The organism is Nocardia sp. CNS-044, from assembly GCF_059570515.1.
This window is the reverse complement of the sequence record NZ_JCANSX010000007.1, coordinates 722,514-742,030: the sequence shown is the minus strand read 5'-3', so window position 1 is coordinate 742,030 and position 19,517 is coordinate 722,514. Positions and strand designations below refer to the sequence as shown.

The 19,517-nt window shown below is 72.3% G+C and carries 14 protein-coding genes; 8 read left to right on the top strand and 6 right to left on the bottom strand.

Annotation, left to right across the window (positions count from 1 at the left end; translation table 11 throughout):
• Window positions 1–9: 9 nt before the first annotated feature.
• From T333_RS18150 to T333_RS18135, 4 genes are read right to left on the bottom strand one after another with little or no spacing between them, the layout of a single operon-like run.
• Window positions 10–1,011: an alpha/beta fold hydrolase gene (locus T333_RS18150; protein ID WP_496425184.1), complete on the bottom strand. Its 1,002-nt coding sequence runs from the start codon at window positions 1,009–1,011 to the stop codon at window positions 10–12.
• Window positions 1,008–2,120, bottom strand: coding sequence for a glycosyltransferase family 2 protein (locus T333_RS18145; RefSeq protein ID WP_496425183.1), 1,113 nt, complete (start codon window positions 2,118–2,120; stop codon window positions 1,008–1,010). The genes T333_RS18150 and T333_RS18145 overlap by 4 nt, the downstream gene beginning before the upstream one ends.
• Window positions 2,101–2,985: a glycosyltransferase family 2 protein gene (locus tag T333_RS18140; RefSeq protein ID WP_496425182.1), complete on the bottom strand. Its 885-nt coding sequence runs from the start codon at window positions 2,983–2,985 to the stop codon at window positions 2,101–2,103. Before T333_RS18140 ends, T333_RS18145 begins: the two co-directional genes overlap by 20 nt.
• Window positions 2,982–4,289 carry a lipopolysaccharide biosynthesis protein gene (locus T333_RS18135; protein WP_496425181.1) on the bottom strand — a complete coding sequence of 436 codons (1,308 nt, stop codon included), beginning with the start codon at window positions 4,287–4,289 and terminating at the stop codon, window positions 2,982–2,984. The genes T333_RS18140 and T333_RS18135 overlap by 4 nt, the downstream gene beginning before the upstream one ends.
• 183 nt (window positions 4,290–4,472) lie before the next feature.
• Between T333_RS18135 and T333_RS18130 the strand changes: the two genes are divergently transcribed.
• The 7 genes from T333_RS18130 to T333_RS18100 all read left to right on the top strand — a co-directional run bounded on the left by T333_RS18130 (window position 4,473) and on the right by T333_RS18100 (window position 14,314).
• Entirely contained in the window at window positions 4,473–5,480 is a 1,008-nt protein-coding gene (locus T333_RS18130) for a thioesterase domain-containing protein (RefSeq protein ID WP_496425180.1), read from the top strand.
• 168 nt (window positions 5,481–5,648) lie between these two features.
• A complete protein-coding gene (gene scoE / locus T333_RS18125; protein WP_496425179.1) occupies window positions 5,649–6,536 on the top strand; it encodes a (3R)-3-[(carboxymethyl)amino]fatty acid oxygenase/decarboxylase in 888 nt (295 codons plus the stop codon).
• The gene (locus tag T333_RS18120; protein ID WP_496425178.1) at window positions 6,533–7,102 is read left to right on the top strand and encodes an FcoT family thioesterase; all 570 of its coding nucleotides are present in this window, start codon (window positions 6,533–6,535) and stop codon (window positions 7,100–7,102) included. The genes scoE and T333_RS18120 overlap by 4 nt, the downstream gene beginning before the upstream one ends.
• The gene (locus tag T333_RS18115) at window positions 7,099–8,619 is read left to right on the top strand and encodes an AMP-binding protein (RefSeq protein WP_496425177.1); all 1,521 of its coding nucleotides are present in this window, start codon (window positions 7,099–7,101) and stop codon (window positions 8,617–8,619) included. The genes T333_RS18120 and T333_RS18115 overlap by 4 nt, the downstream gene beginning before the upstream one ends.
• Before the next feature lie 58 nt (window positions 8,620–8,677).
• Window positions 8,678–9,820 carry a glycosyltransferase 87 family protein gene (locus T333_RS18110; RefSeq protein ID WP_496425176.1) on the top strand — a complete coding sequence of 381 codons (1,143 nt, stop codon included), beginning with the start codon at window positions 8,678–8,680 and terminating at the stop codon, window positions 9,818–9,820.
• Window positions 9,811–10,032: a phosphopantetheine-binding protein gene (locus T333_RS18105; RefSeq protein ID WP_496425175.1), complete on the top strand. Its 222-nt coding sequence runs from the start codon at window positions 9,811–9,813 to the stop codon at window positions 10,030–10,032. Before T333_RS18110 ends, T333_RS18105 begins: the two co-directional genes overlap by 10 nt.
• A gap of 1 nt (window position 10,033) precedes the next feature.
• Complete coding sequence (locus T333_RS18100) at window positions 10,034–14,314, top strand: AMP-binding protein (RefSeq protein WP_496425174.1); 4,281 nt, start codon at window positions 10,034–10,036, stop codon at window positions 14,312–14,314.
• Window positions 14,315–14,404: 90 nt separating this feature from the next.
• Here the strand turns inward: T333_RS18100 and T333_RS18095 are convergent, their stop codons facing one another.
• Entirely contained in the window at window positions 14,405–15,112 is a 708-nt protein-coding gene (locus tag T333_RS18095; protein WP_496425173.1) for a zf-HC2 domain-containing protein, read from the bottom strand.
• Between the two features lie 206 nt (window positions 15,113–15,318).
• Here T333_RS18095 and T333_RS18090 point away from each other — a divergent pair, with 206 nt between their 5' ends.
• Window positions 15,319–17,502: a heavy metal translocating P-type ATPase gene (locus tag T333_RS18090; RefSeq protein WP_496425323.1), complete on the top strand. Its 2,184-nt coding sequence runs from the start codon at window positions 15,319–15,321 to the stop codon at window positions 17,500–17,502.
• Window positions 17,503–17,505: 3 nt separating this feature from the next.
• Here T333_RS18090 and T333_RS18085 read toward each other — a convergent pair whose 3' ends face one another.
• Window positions 17,506–19,431 carry a cytochrome c oxidase assembly protein gene (locus T333_RS18085; RefSeq protein ID WP_496425172.1) on the bottom strand — a complete coding sequence of 642 codons (1,926 nt, stop codon included), beginning with the start codon at window positions 19,429–19,431 and terminating at the stop codon, window positions 17,506–17,508.
• Window positions 19,432–19,517: the final 86 nt, after the last annotated feature.

Here is a 19,517-nt window from a genome sequence, read left to right as displayed (position 1 = left end):
ACCCGCCGGTCAGGCCCGGTCGATCGCTTCGGCGATCCGCCGGGCCACCTCGGTCAGGACCGGGCCGTCGCGGACTACGTCCATGTGATCTCCCGACACCCGCACCACCTGAGCCCCGCCCACCAGTCGCCTCCATCCAGGCAACTGGTGGGCGGTCTGTTCGGTGGCGAGCACCAGCGCGGGACCCGAGTGCGGGCGCAGCCGGGTCCGGTTCTGCACCCGAAGTCCGATCTCGTAGAACAGCTCCTGCTGCCTGCCGACCGGCCTGCGCACCAGACCCGCGGTCGCCATCGCCGCGTACAGCCGGATCCGCTGACCCACCGACCGGACCACGCGCGCGACCTCGGTATCCGGCGCCAGCGCGGGCACATCCAGCCCGCGCGCGGTCGCGGCGGGCAGCGGCGCGTCCAGCAGCACCACCAGCGGCACCCGCGCACCCCGTCGGCGCAGCCGCTCGGCTACCTGGAGCGCGGCCACCCCGCCCATCGAATGTCCCAGCAGCACATAGGGACCGGTGGGGAACTCCGCCAGGATCGCCCGTGTGGCATAGCGCACGAGCGACCGCATCCGGTAGTGCGCCGCGCCGCGCCGCTCCAGGCCGCGCTGGCACACCGCGAACAGCCCCACCTCCGGCGGCAACCGCGCGGCCAGCGGGACGAACGACCACGCGCTGCCACCGGAACCGGGCAGGCAGAACACCCGGACCGCGGGCTGATCGTCCCGATCGGTGCCGACCGGGGTCACCGCGGCGGCGCGGCGGGCGAACGTCGCGCGGCCGATGTCGTCGAGCCGCGCACCGAGCGCCGCCGCGGTGGTCGCGGCGGCCAGGTCGGCGATGTCGAGGCGGATGCCGTAGCGGTGGAACAGCAGGTCGCGCACCTCCACGATCGCCAGCGACGTGCCACCCAGACCGGTGAAAGTGTCGTCGGGGGTGATGTCGGTGACGCCGAGAACCTCGCGCCAGATCGCGCACACCGCCGCGGTGGCCGGATCGGAGCCGTCGGGGGTCATCGGAACCTCAATATCTGTGCGTAGCCGACAGGGCAGAACCGCAGTGCCGCGGCGGTGAGCGCTAGCCGCCACCGGCCCGCCCGCGCCAGCAGCATCAGATCGGTGCGCCGGACGCGGGCGCGGGCGGCGGCGATCGCCCGCGACTGGTCCGGCGTCTTTCCCGCGCGCATCGCGAGATGAGCCAGCGGGAGGATCGATTCGCGCAGCACGAACTCCGCCGCCACCGCCGGAGCCGGAGCAGCGTTTGCGGCGGTCATCCGGTCCAGCACGCGCTCCGGCATGGCGAGCAGTTCGAAGCTGGCCGGATCGAAGCGCAGCGACGCCGATCCGCCGTGCCTGCGGTAGTAGTAGGGCGCATCGGGAACGAGAGCCACGGTGCGGGCGGCCAATGCCAGGGCGACCATCGCGGCCAGGTCCTCGTAGCGGCGCACCTCGTCCCACGGGCGTTCGGGCAGCGCGGTCCGGCGGAACAGTTTGGTCGGGGCGTAAGCACGAGCCCGGCCGGTGATCAGCAGATGCGCGTACTCGGGTCCGGTGAGCACCGCGGCCGGGGGCGGCGGCTCGTCCACCCCGAGCACCTGCCCCGCCGCGTCGACCAGCGTGGTGCGGCAGACCGCGAAGTCGTGCGAGCCGAGTGCGGACAGCAGGATGCGCAGGGCATCCGGGGCGACGGTGTCGTCGGCGTCGACGAACCACACCAGGGGCGAGGTCACCGCTGCCAGCCCCTCGTTGCGTGCCGCGCCCGGACCCCGGCGCTCGGGCTGGCGGATCAGCGTCGCCGAGAGACCGGCCGCGGTCAGCGCGGCGACCGCGACGGCGCCGCTGTCGTCGGTCGAACAATCGTCGACCACGATCACCCGCCGCGGGCGGGGCGTCAGGCACGCCAGGGACGCTACACAGTCGGCGATGTGGTCTACGGCGTCGAACACGGGGACGACGACGTCGACCGCCGGGAACCGGCCGTCGCGGCCGTCGGCGGGATATGGTTCGAGCTCATCGGGAGCCGTGTTCTCGGCGACGGGCGTGGCGTCTCGGAACGGGACGATGACGCCGCCGTGGTCGGACGGGTCGGCGGAAAGGCCGGGTAGGTCAGCGCCGGAGCCGGGCATCGGCGGCCTCCTTCCAGCGGCGCAGCGCGGCCGAGGTGACGAATCGCGCGGTCTCGCGGCCCGGGGCGCGGCGCAGGGCGTGCCAGGCCGCACTGGCCACCAGTACGGGAACCGGTGGATCGGACGGGGCCAGCAGTGCGAGCAGTTCGGCGCGATCGAGTGGGGCGCGGCCGACACTTCGGGCGTAGTCGGAGGCGATGGCGTAGTAGGAGTCGACCAGCTCGGCCCAGCGCACCCGCGTGGCCTGGCTGTCGTGGACGCGGTAATCCAGGCCGTGGATCGGCAGATTCGCGAACGCGCCGTGCGCGGCGAGCTCGCACCACAGGGCGTAGTCCTCGCCGAGGCCACCGGTCGCGGGCCGGTACCGCACGCCGTGCGCGGCCAGCGTCTCGGCACGCAACAGCACGCTCGAATGCGCGAAACAGCTGCTCAGCAACAATCGCTGGCGGCAGGCACGGTCGCCGCGCGGCATCCGCACCCGGCCGCTGGCGGCGCCGATGAGGCGGTAGTCGGTGCCCACGGCGATCACCCGCGGAGTGCGGCGCAGGAACGCCACCTGCGCGGCGAGCCTGCCCGGCCGCATGACGTCGTCGGCGTCCAGGCGGGCGACGAAGCGGCCGCGTGCGCGGTCGAGACCGTGATTGGCCGCCGCCACCACTCCGGCGTGGGGAAGGCACACCACTTCGACGCGCGGATCGGCGTAGCCCGCGGCGACACGTGCGGTGCCGTCGGTGGAACCGTCATCGATCACCAGCAATTCGAGATCGCGAAAGTCCTGTGCCAGTACCGAATCGATCGCCTCGGCGAGATAGCGTTCGGCGTTGAAGGCCGGGATGAGGACAGTCACCTCGGGACGCGCCGTCATCGGGCGGGCACCTGGGTCCCCGGCGCCGGGCATCGCCCGATCCCGGCCAGCATCCGCCACAACGGCACCGCCACCGCGGCGATCATGGCGAACTCCATCACCAGATAGGCCACGCCGACCCCCGCCAGCCCGAGCCGGTGCAGCAGCGCCCAGGACAGGCCGATCACCCCCAGCGCCATGCCGATCTGCACACACAGCGCGTAACCGAGCCTGCGGCGGATGCGGACCAGCCCACCGAACAGATAACCGGGCACCGACAGCAGCTGAGTCACCGCCATCGCCAGCAACAGCGGCCGGGCGTTGTCGGCGTATCCGGCGCCGAGCAGCTCCAATGCGATCGGCGCGACCACCCCGAGCGCCACGGCCGCGGCCACCGCCACGCCGGCGAGCAACCGGGTCTGCCCGCGGATCAGGGCGGGCAGCTCCGCCGGATCGGCGGCCGCGGCGCGCGCGACGAACGGCCCGCTGATCACCGACAGCACCAGCGTGACCCCGGCCACGAGCGTCCACGCGACACCGAAGTAGGCCGCGTCGGCGACACCGAGCGCGTGCACGACCAGCAGCGGAACAGTCATCGGCAGCAGCGAATTCACCAACACGATGCCGTAGAGCGAGGCGCCCTCCCTGACCAGCGCGGCCGTCGACGGCAGCTGCCCGGCCCCGGCGAACAACCGGTCGAGCCCGCCACCGCCGGTGATGATCAGGCCACCCACCACGGCGACGGCGAGGGCCGCGGGGACGGTCCAGGCCAGCAGCACCGAGGTGGCATGCGTGACCGACAGCGTGAGCACGATCAGCAGGATCAGCTTGCCGACGGCGTGGCCGATGTTCTTCAGCGCCGTCCACCGGCTCCGCAGCAGGCCGATCAGGATGGAATCCTGCAACGCGAACGCCCCGACCACCACCGCGGTCACCACGAACAGCACCGCTGTGCGCGGGTCGGCGAACAGGTCGCGGGGCGCCACGACCAGGTACCCACCCGCCAGCGCCGCCGCCAGCACGGCCACCACCAGATGGGTGCGCAGGATCAGGGTCCGCCCGGGGGCGCCCGCGGTGGACAGCAACCGCTCGAAGAACGGTCCCATGCTCAGGTTCGACAAGGCGCCGATCGTCGTGGCGGCCATGATCGCGGTGGATGCCCTCCCGACGTCCTCGACCGGGAGCAACCGCGCCGCCACCGCCCAGAACACCAGGCCGAGCCCGCCGTTGAGGACCGCGGCGAGCATCAGCGCGCCGGAGTCGGCGGCGAGTCGCCGGTCGCTGCCGGGCGCGCCGGTGTTGTCGTCGGAAGGGTTGTCGCCCACCAGGAATCGCTCTCGAGCCGTGCGGTGCGTACCGCGAAGGAGGAAGGCTCGGGGATCGACAGAACGGCCGAACGGGCCGGGGCGCAGCGGCAGGCTACCACGGATCGGTCGTGCCGTCGATAAGCGTCGGGCGGGAACTCGTCATCGCACGCCGCCGACTGTTGAAGGTGGAGGTGATCGGTGATGAGGAGAAGTCCGCGCGGCCACGAGGCGGTCCGCGCTGAATTGGCCGGGTTGTGGTCGCGGGTGCTGGGCGCCGAGCCGGGACCGCAGGATACGTTCACCGGCCTCGGCGGGAGTTCGCTGGCCGTGGAGGAGACGATCGTCGCCTCCCGGACCGCGCTCGTGCGGCCCTTGACGGTGGCGGATTTCGCCGACGACCCGACTCTGGACGAACAGGCTGATCGCGTGCTGCGGCGGCATCGCCGCGGATTCGCCTCCGCTGACACTTCCTGCCAGCAACTGCGGCCCGGCGCTCCGGCGGTGTATTGCTTCGCGGGGGCGGGTGCCTCGGCGGCCTGGTACCTGCCGCTGGTCGCGGCCCTGACCGGGCCGGACACCGCAGACCTCGGCGTCTACGGGATCCAGGCGCACGGCCTGCACTCCCGCGCCCGCGCGTCGTGGACCGTGCGCGGCGCCGCCCGCCGCTACCGGCGGCAGCTCACGGCGGGTGGCGGAGCAGGACCGTATCTGCTGGTCGGCCACTCGTTCGGTGGCGTCGTCGCGCTCGAGACGGCCCGGCTGCTGCACGCCGATGGGTACCGGGTCGAGCGGATCGTGCTGCTGGACACCGTCGTCGACGCCGATGCCGCGCTGCATCGTTGGACCGCGGGCCAGGAAGGCTTCGCCGAGACCACCCCGGACCGCCTGCCGCGGCCCCTGCGTCTGGCCGCGGACCTGGCCAGCGCGCTGGGCGCCGGGCTGGTGCGCTACGACCCAGCCCGGCAGAAAGAGGTGTTCTGGGCGCTGGGCATGCGCGCCCAACGCGGGCACCGAATCCGGATACCCGCCGGTGTGCCGGTGACCGTGCTGCTCACCGCCGACGCACCCGGCCAGGCACCGCGATGGCAGGAACTCGGCGTGGCGCCGGAGCACATCCACGACGTGCCCGGCGGGCACCTGTCGATGATCACCGAACCCGCGGTTCTGGCCGCGATCGAGACCGCGCTCGTCGCCGCACCCACGCAGTGACGTGCGCGACACCGTAGGCCGCCGGGTCCGGGAACCGAATCGCCACCGCGCCCGACTATCTCAGTCGACAGCTACGGCTCACAGCGGGCCCGGCAGGTCGCTCGAACGAATTCCGCGGTTCCCCGGGGCGCACAACCGGGAACCGCACCGCGTGACAGAGGTTCAGACATGAAGATCGGCACCCGAACCGGGGACCGCCGGGGTGTCGAAGTCCACGACTTCGACTCCGCCACAGCGAGTTCCGACGATCTCGCTGCGCTCCGGCGGCACATCTACCACGACAAGATCGTCGTCCTGAAGCAGCAGGCACTCGATGTGCCCGCCTTCGTGGCCCTGGGTGCCCAGTTCGGCAAGCCGGTCGCCTACTACGAGCCGATGTACCACCACCCCGACAGCGAATTCGTGTTCGTCTCCTCGAACATCGATCGCGAGACCGGCCGGGTCGGCGTCCCCAAGACCGGCGCGTTCTGGCATTCGGACTACCAGTTCATGCCCGAACCCTTCGCCGTCACCTGCTTCTACCCGCAGCGGCTGCCCAGCGTCGGCCGCGGCACCTACTTCATCGATATGGCCCAGGCCTACCAGCGCCTCGACCCGCGGCTGCGCGCGTCGATCGAGGGCACCTTCGCCCGGCACAGCTCCCGCCGCTACGTCAAGATCCGGCCGACCGACGTGTTCCGGCCGCTCGGGGAGGTCATCGCGGAGGTCGAGCGCAAGACGCCGCCGCAGCGGTGGCCAACCGTCCTGGTCCATCCGGTCACCGGCGAGAAGGTGCTCTACGTCTGCGAGGCGTTCACCTACGCCCTCGAGGACGCGGCGGGCACCGCGCTGCCGGAGGCGCTGCTGACCGAGCTGCTCACCGCGTCCGGCCAGCTCGACGCGGAATTCACCCACGAGAACATCTTCGTCCAGTCCTACGAGCCCGGCGATCTCGTGCTCTGGGACAACCGCACGCTCATCCACCGGGCGCTGCACAACCCCGGCAACGAGGCGACCGAATCGTTTCGGGTCACCGTGCTCGACGAGCACCCCCTGACCAAGGAGCAAGCAGCATGACCACCGGCCATCCGATCGAGACCACCCCGATCCTGGACAGCTCCGCAGACGACGTCGCGCTGCTGGCGCAGACCATGCGTCCCTACGTCCGCAAGGGCACCGTCTATCTGAAGCGGGCGCGGGCCATCCGGCGCGGGGACACGGTTGTCGGTGTCGGTGAGTTCGGGATCGCCGAGCCCTGCTACATCGACGACACCGGCCACTTCAACGCCGTCGAGTTCAACATCTCGTTCAACCAGCTCTTCTACTACACCCTCGCCGCGGCGATCCGGGACCGGTTGATCCCGGAACTGGAGAATTGGACCCTCGACGACTACTGGGAGCGCCAGCTCCCGGCGATCCTGATCACCCGGTTCGAGAGCCGCTACCGCAGGCCCATCGGCTCGCGGGCCTACACCGCGGAACTCACCATCGGGCGGGTGGAGTTCCGCAACCGGACCCGGCCGCTGTTCGCGACGCAGTCGCATATCGAGTTCGCCGACTCCGCAGGGGGCTGCGCCTCAGGTGACATCGAGGTCGTGCTGCTCGATCCCCCTGGCTTCCCCGAGGCGGGCCGGACGCGGTGATCGGTTCTCCCACACTGGTCGCGGCGCTCGCAGGTCACGCCGCGCGCACCCCGGACCGGGCCGCACTGATCGACCGCGCGGACACGGTGACCTACGCGCAGCTGCTCGACCGCTCGGCCGACGTCGCGGCGGCCCTGCGCGCGGCTGGCGCCGGTCCCGGTGACCGGGTGCTGCACCTGGCGAAGGACACCACCGCCGTCTACGAACTGCTCTACGGCTGCGCCCGGATCGGCGCGGTGCTCGTGCCGGTCAACTGGCGGCTTGCGGCGGACGAAGTGGACTACATCATCGAGCACAGCGGCGCCAGGATCGTGATCACCGACGAGCCCGGCCGCGACTTCGGCAACCGGCTCGTGGTCCCGGTCGACGGGTTCGGCGACTGGCGTCACCGCGGCGGCACGCGAGCGCCCGATGCCGCCGCCACCGCCGACACCCCGGTCGTGCAGATGTACACCAGCGGCACCACAGGCAGGCCCAAAGGGGTGGTCCTGGCACATCGCACCTTCTTCGCCGTGCGCGGCCTGCTGGATGCCGCCGGGCTGGACTGGATCGATTGGCACGACGACGACATCAGTCTCGTCGCGCTGCCCGCGTTCCACATCGGCGGCCTGTGGTGGGCCACCCAGGGCCTTGGCGCCGGGGTCACGAATGTCGTGCTGCCGGTGTTCACCGCACCGGACGCGGTGGCCGCGATCAGTGGTCACCGCGTGACGACCAGCTGTTTCGTCCCCGCGATGCTGCTGCTGATGCTGTCCGAGCCCGGGGTACGGCCCGCCGATTTCGCTTCGCTGCGCAAGATCGTCTACGGCGGGTCGCCCATCGGGCCGGACCTGTTGTCCCGCTCGGTGACGACCTTCGGCTGCGATTTCGCCCAGATCTACGGCCTCACCGAGACCGGCAACACCGCGATCTGCCTGCCGCCCGCCGAACATCGGCCCGGGCAGCAGCGCCTGCACGCGGCCGGTCGCCCCTACCCAGGGGTGCGGGTACAGATCCGCGACGAGCACGGCGCCGAGCTGCCCGCGGGTGAGTCCGGCGAGGTGTTCCTGCACAGCCCGGCCCGCATGCTCGAGTACGCCGGTGATCCGGACGCCACCGCGGCCACCCTCGACGCCGACGGCTGGGTGCGCACCGGCGACGCCGGATACCTCGACCCCGACGGCTTTCTGGTGATCCGCGACCGGGTCAAGGACCTGATCATCGTCGCGGGGGAGAACGTGTACCCGGCCGAGGTGGAGAAGGCGATCAACGCCCATCCCGATGTCCACGACAGCGCTGTGGTCGGGGCGCCCGACGAACGCTGGGGCGAGCGGGTGCACGCCTTCGTGGTGGCCCGCCCCGGCACCGAGCTCGGCACGCGTGACCTGGCCCGGTTCCTGACGGGACGGTTGGCCGGGTTCAAGGTGCCGTCGCGCTACGAATTCGTCGACGCCATCCCGCGCAACCCGAGCGGCAAGATCCTGCGCCGCGAATTGCGCCAGCGGTTCTGGACCGACCGTGATCGTTTCGTCAACTGAGCCTGGCCGCCTGCGAAGCGCGGCGCCGTGGGCGGTTCTCGCGGCGTCGGCGGCGGCCATGGCGGTGTTCCTTAGGCTCACCGCGGCTGAGTACTACCTGGGTGACCTGCGCGTTTTCGTGTCCGCGCCAGGCTGGCTCGCCGAAGGCACCTTGTATGACGCGATGAGCCGCACCGGTGACGGATCGGTGGAACTGCCGTTCCTGTATCCCCCGTGGGTGGCGGTGGCATTCGCGCCGTTGAGCTGGCTGCCGTTCCCGGTTCTCGCGGCCGGGTGGACGGTGGTCGGCATCGGCGCGCTGGCTGGCGGTGTGCTGTTGTCGCTGAGCCTGGTCACCGGTGTGCGCACGCTGCGTGATCCGGCGCTGCTGCGCTCGGCGGCGTGGTGGACCGCGGGTCTGCTGTGGATCGCGCCGGTGCGCCATTGCCTCTACGAAGGACAGCTGGCTCTGCTGTTGCTGCTGGCGGTGCTGGTCGGGGTGTGGTCGGCGCGACCAGCCGTCGGCGCCGCGATCGGCCTGGCGGCCGCGGCGAAGATCGTGCCCGCGGCGGCCCTGCCGGGGTTGCTGCTCACCGGGCGCCGCCGCGCCCTCGCCTGGGCGGCCGCCGGTGCGGTGGCGCCGATCCTGCTGGGCTGGATCGCCTACCCGCACGCCTCACGCACCTACCTGCTGGACGGATCGGTGCTCGCCGCCGTGGAGCGGGTCGGCGGGGTGGCCACCGTGGCCAACCAGTCCCTGCGTGCGGCGATGAGCCGGTTCACCGGATCCGACATCGGGTGGCAGTCGCCATGGTGGTTGGCGGCCGCGCTGCTGACCGCGCTCGCGGCGGCGGTGCTGATCCGCCGCCGCGACGACCGCGCCGTCGTGCTGTGGGTGCCGACCGTGCTGGCGGCCGCGTTGTTCCCGCTGGGGTGGACCCATCAGTGGGTGTGGCTGATTCCGATGCTGGTGTGGCTGCGGCGCGGCCCGATCCGAAACGAGCGCTGGGCTCGGCTGCTGTCGGGCGCGTGGATGTTCGGGCTGGCCGCGCCCGTGGTGGAGTCGCTGCTGTTCGTCCAGCAGTCGAACTACGTCTATGCCAGGCCACTGTGGCAGGCGGTCTGCGGCGCCGCCTATGTTCTCGGCGCCGCCGTCACCTTCGCCGCTGCCGCGTCCGTGCGCGCTGGAGCCGCTGACAAGGAGACCGTGCCATGCCCCTGACCCGAGACCGGATCGTGCGCGACCTCGTCGAGGTGCTGTTCGTCGAGCCCGACGAGCTGGACGAGGACGTCGATCTGACCGACCTCGGCCTGGATTCCCTGCGTCTGAACACCCTGCTCGACCGATGGCGCGCCGCCGGAGCCCGGATCGGGTTCGCGGACTTGGCCGAACGGCCGGTTCTCGGGGTGTGGTTCGAAAGGCTCGTGCGCTGAGATGCCCGCCGACCTACCCCTGACCGCCGCCCAGCGCGGCATCGCCGTGGCTCGGAAACTGTGGCCCCACGATGGCATGTTCATCCTCGCCGAGTCGGTCACCCTGACCGGCAGGATCGATGCCCAGCGGTGGGCCGACGCGGTGCGCGCGATGATCGCCGACACCGAAGCCCAGCGAATCCTGTTGCACGACAACGGAACAGACCTCGTCCAGCGGATCTGTGCACCGGATCTTGTGCCGGTGACCGTGACCGACCTGACCGCCGAGCCCGATCCGGCCGCGGCCGCCGAGGCGATCATGCGCGCCGACCAGGACGCCCCCTGTGACCCGTACGCGGGTGTCACCACGGCCCACCGGGTGCTCGTCCTGGCCCCCGACCGGGTGGTCTGGTACCACCGCGCGCACCATGTCGCCCTCGACGGATACGGGTTCGCCCAGTGTTGCCGCCGGGTAGCCGAGCACTACCGTGCGCTGACCGAAGCGACCACACCACCACCGGCGCGCAGCGGGCTGGCCGACGTGGTCGCCGAGGACCTCGCCTACGCCGAGTCGGGCGCGCACGCCGAGGCCGCCGCCTACTGGCACCGGACTCTGTCCCCGCGCAGCGCGCCCACCCTCACCGGAACCCCGGCCGCCCCCGCTGCTCGGACGGTGCGTGCCCGCCGCGGCCTTGCCCGCTGGGCGCCGCCGGCGGGCGTCCGCTACGACGTCGCGGAATCGGTGCTGGCCGCCGTGGCGATATATCTGGCTCGCCGCACCGGCGAATCGGAGGTGGTGCTGGGGGTGCCGATGATGAATCGGCTCGGGTCGGTCGCCGCCAGCGTGCCGGCGATGGTCCTCAACGCGATGGCGCTGCCCGTGCGGGTCGACCCGGCGGAGACCGTCGCCGAATTGGCCGTCCGGATCGGGGCGACATTGCGCCGCTCCCGTAGGCACGCCCGCTACCGGCACGAGCGCCTGCGTGCCGACCTCGGCCTGCTCGGCGGCGGCCGCACCCTGCTCGGCCCGGTCGTCAACATCATGCCGTTCGACTACGACCTAGGCCTGCCCGGAATCGAGGTGCGCGCCGACAACCGGGGCGCGGGCCCGGTCGAAGACCTGTCGGTCAACCTGTACCTGCGCAACGGCACTGCCGAACTCGCGGTCGACGCTAACCCCCGCAGCTACACCCCCGACGAACTCGCCGCGCACGCGGACGGCCTGACCCGCGCGATGGAAATCGCCGCTACCGAGCCGGACCGGCGCATCGGCGATTTCGCCACGACCTATCGGTTGATCCAGCGACCCGAGTCGACCCCCGCACCACACCCGCTCGCACGCTGGTTGGCCCATGTCCGCACCGATCCGGACGCACCCGCGCTGACCGGTGGCTCGGATGCCCGCCCATTCCTGGAGCACGCGGCCGGTGGGCAGGTTGGACCACACCCGGCGGAATCAGCTGCCGGCCCGACGCTGACCCGCGGTGAACTCCACTCCCTCGCGGCCCACCGCGCCGCGGATCTCCGCGCCGGTGGTGCCGGTCCCGGCAGTCTCGTGGCGGTGCTCCCATCCGGGGGAGCCACCGACGTCGTCACAGTGCTGGCCGCGCATCTGGCTGGTGCCGCGCACGCCGTGCTGGACCGGTCCCGTCCGACGGGTGAGATCCGGTCGGTGCTCGACGATCTCGGCGCCGCGATCTTGGTCCACGGTGCCGGTGACGAGGTCCTCGCGGCCGAACTCCGCGATGGTACGACCCTGGTGCCGGTTCCGGACCGGATCGTCCCCGTGCCAGCGCGTGCGCCCGGACCCGTGCCACCCCTCGACGCCGGGTACGCGGTCTTCACCTCGGGGACAACAGGCCGCCCGAAGGCGGTGCGGGTCGGCGGCGGCGCACTGGCCGCCTTCGTCGAGGACGCGGTGACCCGCTACGGATGGACGACCGGCGACCGGGTGCTCCAGTTCGGACCCCTGCACGCCGACACGAGCGTCGAGGAGATCTTCGTGACCCTGGCGGCGGGCGCGTGCCTTGTCCTCGCCGGGGGCGCGCGCACACCGTCGGAGTTGTGCGCCGTCGCCGCCAACCAGTCGGTCACCGTGCTGGATCTGCCCACCGCCGTCTGGCACGAACTCGCGGGCGCGGTCGACGCGGGCGCGTTGGCACTGCCCGGTTCGGTCCGGCAGGTGGTCCTCGGCGGCGAGGAAGCCTCCGCCGAATCGGTCACCCGGTGGCGGCGCGGCGGTGGCCCGGTCCTGCACAACAGCTACGGGTCGAGCGAGGCGGCGGTGGTGTGCGCGAGCATCGACCTGACCGGCGAGGACCTGACCGGCGTTCCGCTGGGCACCCTGTTCCCGCGAGCGGGCGCGGTCCTGGCGATCGACGACCTCGCACCCGCCGACCCCACCGTGCCTGCCGGTGTCTTGCACCTGTACGGCCCGATGCTGGCCGACGGCTATCTCCCGGCCGGGGCGGGCGCCGGATTCCGCGAGATCACCGTCGGGACGGAGACCGTGCGCGCGTTCGTCACCGGCGACCGGGTGCGGCTGCACGCCGATGGAGTGCTCGAATTCGACGGCCGGGTCGACGGTGTCGTGAAGATCGGCGGTGCGCGGATCGCGGTGGGCGCCATCGAGAACCTGCTGCGCCGATGCCAGGGCGTCGGCGACGCGCTGGTGACCCGGCATGGCGAGTACGCCCTGGCCGCGCTGGTCACCGTCACGGAGGAGCGGCCCGCCGCCTGGTTCGACGACCTGCGCGCCGAACTCGCCGGACAACTCCCCGCCGCGTGGGTGCCCGCCCGGATCACCGCTGTCGACACCCTGCCGCGCACCCGCAACCTCAAAGCCGACCGCCGCGCGACCAGGAGCACCAACTCCGGTGACTTTCGCGACGGGGGCATCCGCGCTGGAGACAACGCCGTCGAAGGCATCGCCGCTGGAGACATCGGCGCTGGAGACAACGGCGCTGGAGACAACGGCGCCGGAGACATCAGCACGGAGACCGTGCGCCGGATCTTGGCGGAGATCCTCGGCCGACGCGATCTCGACCCGGCCGCCGACTTCTTCGCCGCGGGCGGCACCAGCATGCAGATCCTCGCCCTCGCCGGGCGGCTCACCGCGACGACCGGGTGCCCGGTGACGGTCGACGATATCCTTTCCGCGCCCACCGCCGAATCGCTCGCGGCCCGCCTGTCCCTCGCACCCGCCCGCCCCAGCCCCGGACCGTCCCTCGCGGACGAGATCGCCGCTCTGCGTAGCGGACTCGCGGTGCTCCCGGCCACGGCGCCCCCGTCCCGGTGTGTCCTGCTCACGGGCGCCACCGGCTTCCTCGGCGCCTACCTGCTCACCGAGACCCTGCGCGGCACCGACCGTGACGTCGTCGCGGTTGTGCGGGCGGACACCCTCGACGCTGCCCGCTCCAGGTTGCGCGTGGGCTGCGCGGCGATCGGGGCCGCGGCCGCCTTCGACCGGGCCTTGGACACCGGACGGCTGCGTGTCCTGCTCGGCGACTGCGCCACCGACGACCTCGCGGGCCGCCCGGAACTGGCCGCCGGTATCGGGCACATCCTGCACAGCGCCGCGCAGATCAGCGCGGTCCGCTCCTACGCGAGCCTGCGCGAGGTGAATGTCGTTGCCGCGCACCGGCTGTTGCGGCTGGCCCGCATCCACGGCGCGGCCGTGACACTGGTCTCCACCGCCACCGCGGCAGGCCACGACGGCGACCCGGCCGACCCGGCCACCCTGCCCACCGGCTACGCGCAGACCAAGTGCGTCGCCGAGCATCTGCTGGCCACCGCCACCCGTGAATTCGGTGTCCCCACCACGGTTGTCCGCCTGGGCCGGGTCCTGCCCGCACCCAGCGACGAACGCGGCGCGGCCGCCGACTTCCTGCACGATCTCGCCGCTGCGGTCCTCGCGGTGAGGTCGCTCCCGCACACCACGATCGCCGAACCGATGACCCGAGCCGACCACCTCGCGGCCGTCATCGTCGGTGTCCTGGACGCGGAACCCACCGCCGCGCCCCGCGTTCTCGACCCGTTCGGCCCCGAACCCGTACCGGTCACCGACGTGCTCGCGGCAGCGACTGGCGACGGCCTCGCCACCGAGCCGCTCGCCGGGTGGCGCGAGCTGGTCGCCGCCCACCCCGGTCTCAGCGCCGCACAGCGCACCGCGGTGCTGCGCTGGTGCGACATCCAGTTGGCCGGCTTCACCCGCGACTGGACTTCACACCGGTCGATCCCGGTCCCCGGAGTCACTCCCGCCGAAGCCGCCCGCCTGCTCGGCCTCGGCGCCGCCCCACGCTGAATCCGCCGCGCCCTCGGACTCGGACTTACACCGGCAACGTCGGCCGGTAGGCCATGCCTCGGCGCGGTGACCTCGCCGGGCGCGGACCACTCAGGCGGCGGACCCGCGCGCCGAAGCAGCGGGACCAACAGTCCCCGGCGACTCGTCGGACCCGGCGGAGTCGGTACCGACGACCGGCCCGCGTCGCCGTCCCTCGCCACGTTCGTCCCACGCCGTCCACGACAGCAACACCGCGCCGAGGACGACCAGGGAATGCGAGGCCAGCCGTGCCGGGGTGACCCGCTCGGCCGCCCAGTCGGCGAGCACATAGCAGCCGAGCACCATCACGAAGACCCCCGCGACCGGGGCCAGCGCGGCGGCGGCCCGGGGCCGGAGCGCAGCGACGAGGAAGCCGACGCCGAGTGCCGCCGTCCACGCGGTGCTCTCGTTGAGCAGGTGTGTCGACATCGCCGCGGCGTGTGCACCGTGCGCCGCCGTCATGCCGAAATCGATGCCCGCCGCCTGTGCCACCGCGACCACCAGCTGCGCGACACCGGTCGCGGCCAGCAGCACCCGGCCCAGCCCTCGGGTTCTGCCACGCTCGGGCGCTGGGCTCGCGGCGAGGATCTGGTCGGTCAGGTCGGGAATCAGCGGAGCTGCCCGCACCCGCGTCCGCCGGGCCAGCTCACCCGCCGCCGCGAACCACGACCGGCAGGTGGCGCACCGAGCGAGGTGCGCGTCGAGGTCGGCCCCCGCGACCGGCTCCTGCTCGCCGTCGAGCCGTGCCGACAGCGCTTCCCGGGCGAGCGCGCATTCCACGCCGGTGATTCTCGCATCCGGTCCCGGTGTATCCGGGATCACCCCGACCGGCGGGAACCAGCGGCGCCGTGTGTCCGACTCAGTGGACGTGCCGTACTGCCGTCCACCGCTGCCCGCAGTCCTGCCCCGCGCGGAGGTCCGCCGCCGTGTCCACTGAACTCGCGACCGCCCCCGAGACCCGACGCGTCCGGCTCGCGGTCGGTGGCATGACGTGCGCCGCCTGCTCGACCCGGGTGGAGCGTCGGCTGAACCGACTCGACGGGGTGACCGCGACCGTCAACTACGCGACCGGCATCGCCCACGTCGACGCCGCCGCCGACATCTCGTCCGACACCCTGTGCGCGGAGGTCACCGCCGCCGGTTACACCGCCGAGCCGGCCGCGCCGGACCGCCCGGCGTTCGCCCGGTCCATCTCCGGCGACGCCGAAGTCGCCGACATCCGGCGGAGGCTCGTGGTCGCCCTGATCGCCTTCTTCCCGCTGGCCGACCTGTCGGTGATGTTCGCCGTGCTGCCCGGTACCCGGTTTCCGGGCTGGCAGCTGCTGCTGACCGCGCTGGCATTGCCGGTGGTGCTGTGGTCGGCCGCCCCGCTGCACCGGCGGGCGCTGATCAACGCGCGCCACGGCGGAGCGAGCATGGATACCCTCGTCTCGGTCGGTGTCCTGACCGCCACGGCGTGGTCACTACAGACGATGTATCTCGCCCCGTCCCGCGACACCACCCCGGACGGTGTGTGGGCCGCGATCTGGTCGGCCGACTCGATCTACCTGGAAGCCGCGGCCGGTATCACCGCCTTCGTCTTGGCCGGCCGCTACTTCGAGGCTCGCGCCCGCCGCACCGCTGGCGACGCGTTGGCCGCGCTCGCGGCGCTGGCCGCGCACGAGGTCACCGTGCTGACCCGCGACGGCCGCGAGATCACCGTCCCGACCGCCGAACTGGGGACGGGACAGCGGTTCGTGGTGCGCCCCGGCGAGACGATCGCCGCCGACGGCGTCGTGGTCGAGGGCAGCTCCGGCGTCGACACTGCGGCCATGACCGGCGAGTCGCTGCCCGTCCAGGTAGGCGCCGGTGCCGAAGTGCTCGGCGGCACTGTGGCGCTGACCGGCCGCCTCGTCGTCGAGGCGCGGGCCGTCGGCGCCGACACCGCGCTGTCGGGCATGATCCGGCTGGTCGAGCAGGCCCAGCAGGGCAAGGCGCGGATGCAGCGAGTCGCCGACCGGGTCTCGGCGGTCTTCGTTCCAGTGGTTTTCGCGCTGGCCGCGGCTACGTTCGCCGCGCACCTGCTGCTGCGGGACAGCCTCGACAGCGCCGGGTCCGCCGCGATCGCGGTGCTGGTCATCGCGTGCCCGTGCGCGCTGGGCTTGGCCATCCCCACCGCCCTCATGGTGGCCTCCGGCCGCGGCGCGCAACTGGGCATCTTCGTCAAAGGCCACCAGGCGTTCGAGGCGACCCGCGACGTCGATCTCGTCGTCTTCGACAAGACCGGCACGCTCACCGAGGGCCGCATGCGCGTCGTCGCCGTCGACGCCCCAGATCCCGCCGAGACTCTCCGCCTGGCGGGTTCGGTGGAGGCCGCCTCCGAACACGCCGTGGCCGCGGCGATCACCGAACACGCCCGCGGCGTGGTCGATCTCGAGCCGGTCTCCGATTTCGAGGCGCTGGCCGGACTCGGTGCCCGCGGCCGAGTGGGGGAGCGGGAAGTACTGATCGGCCGCGCTCGCCTGATGACCGATCGGGGCCTCACCGTCCCCGCCGACCTGACCGAGCGAGCCGCCGGGCACGCGCGCCGCGGCCGCACCACCGTGCTGGTGGCCGTCGACGGGCAGGTGTGCGCGGTGATCGCGGTGGCCGACACAGTCAAGGAGTCGGCGGCGGGTGCCGTCGCGCGGCTGCACCGGCTCGGCCTGCGCACGGCCGTGCTCACCGGCGACAACGAGCACGCGGCCCGCGCGGTGGCCGGTGAAATCGGCATCACCGACATCCACGCCGACCTGCTGCCCGAGGACAAAGTCACCCAGATCCGGCGGTGGCAGTCCGACGGGCACCGCGTCGCGATGGTCGGTGACGGCATCAACGACGGGGCCGCGCTGGCCTGCGCCGACCTCGGCTTGGCCATCGGCGCGGGCACCGATGTGGCGATCGCCGCGGCCGATGTCATCCTGGTCCGGACCGACCTGTCCACCGTCCCGGACGCCGTCGAACTCGCCCATGCGACGCTGCGCACCATCCGCGGCAATCTGGCCTGGGCGTTCGGCTACAACGTCGTCGCCATCCCGGTCGCCGCACTTGGCTGGCTGAACCCGCTCATCGCGGGTGCGGCGATGGCGTTCTCCTCGTTCTTCGTGGTCACCAACAGCTTGCGGTTGCGGCGGGTGCGGCCGGGCGGCTGAACATCACCGGCGCGTCCGCGCCAGTTCGGCGAGCATGGCGTTGTAGGCGTCCAGATCGGAATCGCCGTAGGTGTCGTCCTTGCGGTCGGTGCGGACCGCGGTGCGCCGGTCGGCCGCGAGCCACTGCGACAGCAGCGCGCCCACCACGATCAGCGCCGGCACCTCACCGGCGACCCAGGCGATGCCGCCGCCGACGCGCTGGTCGGCGAGCAGATCGATCCCCCAGGGCAGCTGCAGGTTGGCATAGAACCGCGCCCCGACGACGGTGGTCATCGACATCACCGCCACCCCGAAGAACGCGTGGAACGGCATGATCGCGAACAGCATTCCGAGCCGCCCGAGATGCGGCAGCCGCCGCGGGCCCGGGTCGATGCCGATGATCGCCCAGTAGAACAGGTAACCGATCAGCAGGAAGTGCACGTTCATCAGCAGATGTCCCCAGTGGAACCGGATCAGGTTCTCGAAGACCGGGGTGAAGTAGAGCCCGTACAGCGACACCACGAACGCCGGGATGGAAAACCCTGGATGGGCGAGCACCGCGGTCAGCCGGGTGTGCAGCACAGCCAGCACCCCCTCGCGCAGCCCTGGCAGCGCGCCGCGCCCGGCGGGCGGCAGCGCGCGCATCAGCAGCGTGACCGGTGCGCCGAGCACGAGCAACACCGGTACCACCATGTTCAGCGCCATGTGTGTGATCATGTGCAAGCTGAACAGCGCGTAGCCGTAGGCCCCGACCCCCGAGGAGGTCGCCGCCAGCAACACGGCGCAGCCGCTCAGCCACGACAGCAGCCGCCACCGCGACCACCCGTCGCCGCGGCGGCGCAGCCGCACCACACCGGCGCCGTAGATCAACGCCCCCGCCACGGCGGCGGTGCCGAGCACGATGTCGAACCGCCAGAATGTCAGCAGCTGCCACGCCGACGGTGGCGCGGTCACATCGAATCCGATCAACGCTTCGTGCGCGGTGAAGCTCCGGCCCTCGAACACCGGCGCGGGCCGCATCCCGGCCAGTCCGAACAGCGTCACCGCCAGGATCGCTGCCGCCCCCGCGATCGTGTTCCCCGGCGTCCGCCATGCCACCACCACCGCCACGGCCAGAAGTGCAGTCCCCACCAGCACGATCCGCCCGTACCCGGTCGACGGCAGCGTCGCGGGAGGCGCGAGCAGCGATACCAGCAGGAGTCCCGAGAGCATCGCGACGACCCCGCAGATCCCGGTCAGGACGCGCACCCGGCCGAATACCACCGACGGGTCCCCACCCCATCGGCCCGCGCGCGCGTGCGCACACCACAGCAGGCCCACCGGCACCGAGATCGCCAGCTGGAACAGCACCACCGCACCGGTCGCGTAGTCGTGTCCCGGCCCCTCACCGGCATTGCCGACGAGGACCGGTGCCAGAACCGCGATTCCCGCGGGCACCACCGGCGCGACCGCACCGGTCCACGACAACGTCCACCGCGCCAGCGCCGCCACCACAGCCGCACACACCGCGGCCACGATCCAGGCCTTGGGCTTCTCTCCGGCGTCGATCAGTGTCGGTAGCGCGCCTCCGCTGAGCGCGTCGCCGGTCGACAGTCCGGTGATATCCGCCGCCGACACCGGGACAAGCGCCACCGCGGTCACCGCCCACACCAGCGCCGCGCGCTCCACCACCCGTAACCCGGCGAACCCCGCGACGTCCACTCGTCCCGTGTCCTCGGGCCCGGTGCAGCACAACACGTACACCAGTCCCCCGAGCGCCACCGCGCCTGCGACCATCGCGAGTGTGCGCAGCCCGCCGTACAGCAGGGCTTGCGTCAGCCCCGGATAGGCGGTCCCGGCTGCCAGATAAGGCATCTGCCCCGCCGAGACCACCGCCACGACGACCGCTCCTGCCGCGACCGCGATGGCCGCACCCCGTACCAATCGCAGCCGCGCTCCCGTAGCCGTCACCGGCAGACACCCTCTATCACGGACAGGTAGTCGGTGGCGAATGAGCCGTGGTTCCCGAATTACGGCAGGGTGACCAGGAGCACGCG

What these genes read in the sequence shown, in the direction of transcription:
- T333_RS18100 (WP_496425174.1), top strand. Translation starts at nt 10,034, where the DNA reads ATGCCCGCCGACCTACCCCTGACCGCCGCCCAGCGCGGCATCGCCGTG.
- T333_RS18140 (WP_496425182.1), bottom strand. Translation starts at nt 2,985, where the DNA reads ATGACGGCGCGTCCCGAGGTGACTGTCCTCATCCCGGCCTTCAACGCC.
- T333_RS18120 (WP_496425178.1), top strand. Translation starts at nt 6,533, where the DNA reads ATGACCACCGGCCATCCGATCGAGACCACCCCGATCCTGGACAGCTCC.
- T333_RS18090 (WP_496425323.1), top strand. Translation starts at nt 15,319, where the DNA reads ATGACGTGCGCCGCCTGCTCGACCCGGGTGGAGCGTCGGCTGAACCGA.
- T333_RS18105 (WP_496425175.1), top strand. Translation starts at nt 9,811, where the DNA reads ATGCCCCTGACCCGAGACCGGATCGTGCGCGACCTCGTCGAGGTGCTG.
- T333_RS18150 (WP_496425184.1), bottom strand. Translation starts at nt 1,011, where the DNA reads ATGACCCCCGACGGCTCCGATCCGGCCACCGCGGCGGTGTGCGCGATC.
- T333_RS18130 (WP_496425180.1), top strand. Translation starts at nt 4,473, where the DNA reads ATGAGGAGAAGTCCGCGCGGCCACGAGGCGGTCCGCGCTGAATTGGCC.
- scoE (WP_496425179.1), top strand. Translation starts at nt 5,649, where the DNA reads ATGAAGATCGGCACCCGAACCGGGGACCGCCGGGGTGTCGAAGTCCAC.
- T333_RS18110 (WP_496425176.1), top strand. Translation starts at nt 8,678, where the DNA reads ATGGCGGTGTTCCTTAGGCTCACCGCGGCTGAGTACTACCTGGGTGAC.
- T333_RS18145 (WP_496425183.1), bottom strand. Translation starts at nt 2,120, where the DNA reads ATGCCCGGCTCCGGCGCTGACCTACCCGGCCTTTCCGCCGACCCGTCC.